General features: G+C 38.5%; 1 protein-coding gene. It reads left to right on the top strand.

Annotated elements, in window-relative coordinates:
* The first annotated feature begins 92 nt into the window (after positions 1-92).
* Entirely contained in the window at positions 93-1,667 is a 1,575-nt protein-coding gene (locus DXB52_RS15665; RefSeq protein ID WP_117580007.1) for an IS1182 family transposase, read from the top strand.
* Positions 1,668-1,787: the final 120 nt, after the last annotated feature.

Below are 1,787 nucleotides of genomic sequence, written 5' to 3'. Positions count from 1 at the left end.
GGGGCTGTGAAAAAAGAATAGTCCCCCCAAAAAGAAAGACCAAGAGTTTATAATGAACTCAAGGTCTTTCTTTCTGTTATAATTAACTTGCAATGAAAATTAATAACATAATCTATTCTAACCCAAAACAGGCAGTTTTGCCAATGCTAATTCAAGATTATTTGGACATCTGTGATCCAGTGCTGACTTTTGATAGATTTATGGGAGAAATCGAACTGGAGAAATATCTGAAAAATATTCCTCAACATAATACAGGAAGACTCAGGTATGACCCGGTCAGCATGCTGAAAACAGTTTTGTTTGGATTTATGGCGAATGGCTATATATCATTGCGTGAACTGGAGGATCAGTGTAAAGTGAATCTCCGCTTCATGTATCTTATGGATCATCAAGCACCTTCTTACCGCACTTTCGGCTACTTCATCAACGAAGTTCTTGCTGATTCCATTGAAGAAATATTTCAAGACATAAACAAAAAAATCTTCAAGACAGAACATGTGGATCTTCAACATCTATACATTGATGGATCCAAGTTTGAAGCAAATGCGAATAAATACTCCTGGGTATGGAAAAAAGCAACCGAAAAATCCAGATACCGTCTCTTTGGTAAGATCACTACACTCTTTGAGGAAATCAATGAGGAACTTTCATGTACAGGTATGAAACTTTGTATCAATAGTGAATACGCACCAGAGTATCTGAAGGAAGCTGCTGAACAGTATGCAGAAGTCTGGCAGATTAATGAAGCAATATTTGTTCATGGCAGGGGACATCGCAAAACTACACAGCAACGTCATTATGAGAAACTCAAAGGGTATGCTGCTAAGTTGGAAGAATACGTGGAAAAAATCAAAATCTGTGGAGAAGATCGCAACAGCTACTCAAAAACAGATCATTCGGCCACTTTTATGCGAATCAAGACAGACTACATGGGAAATGACCAGTTGCTTCCAGCTTATAATGTACAGGTCGGTGTTGCAGATGAATACATTGCTGTTGTTGATGTAAATCAGTATCGTTCAGATATGGATTGTTTTATTCCATTAATGAACAAGTTTTATACTACATATGGCTTCTATCCGAAGTACCCAGTAGCAGATGCCGGCTATGGTTCTTACAACAATTACATCTTCTGTGAGCAGCAAGGAATGGAAAAATATATGAAGTTTCCCATGTTCAAGAAAGAAACTACGGACAAGAAATACCATGAAGATCCATTTCGTGCAGTAAATTTTCCAATCGGGGAAGACGGAATCATGCGTTGCCCAAACGGGAAAAACTTTTATCTTCAGTATCGAAAAAACGTAAAAGGGAACAAGTATGGGCGACAGGAAGAAGTGTATCAGTGTGAAGACTGCTCCGGCTGTCCATACGCAGAACAATGTAAAAAGACAGACAAAAACCGTACTGTTCGGATCAACCGCGAACTTACAGCGATGCATCAGGAAGTGATAGAAAATCTCGAAAGTATCCAGGGAGCGCTTCTAAGGATGAACAGATCCATTCAGGCAGAAGGTACCTTTGGTATCATGAAAAACGACCGGTGGTACAAAAGAATTGTCCGAAGAGGGATAAAATCTGTATTGCTTGAAGTATTTCTCGTTTCTATCGGACACAATCTTTATAAATATCACAACAAACAGAAAAAAGTTGCAGCTACCGCATAGGAGTTCATAATAGCATTCTTATGGGGGAAGGGGAATTATGCCCTTTTTTATGTAATATAACTATTATTATAATCATAAGCAAAAGGACGCATGAAAAAACTCTCGTTTTTTCACACGCCC

It is taken from the genome of Ruminococcus sp. OM04-4AA (genome assembly GCF_003462585.1).
GTDB lineage: Bacteria > Bacillota > Clostridia > Lachnospirales > Lachnospiraceae > Mediterraneibacter > Mediterraneibacter faecis.
Note: the sequence above shows the minus strand (reverse complement) of the source record. Positions and strands in the feature narration are given on the sequence as shown.

What these genes read in the sequence shown, in the direction of transcription:
- DXB52_RS15665 (WP_117580007.1), top strand. Translation starts at nt 93, where the DNA reads ATGAAAATTAATAACATAATCTATTCTAACCCAAAACAGGCAGTTTTG.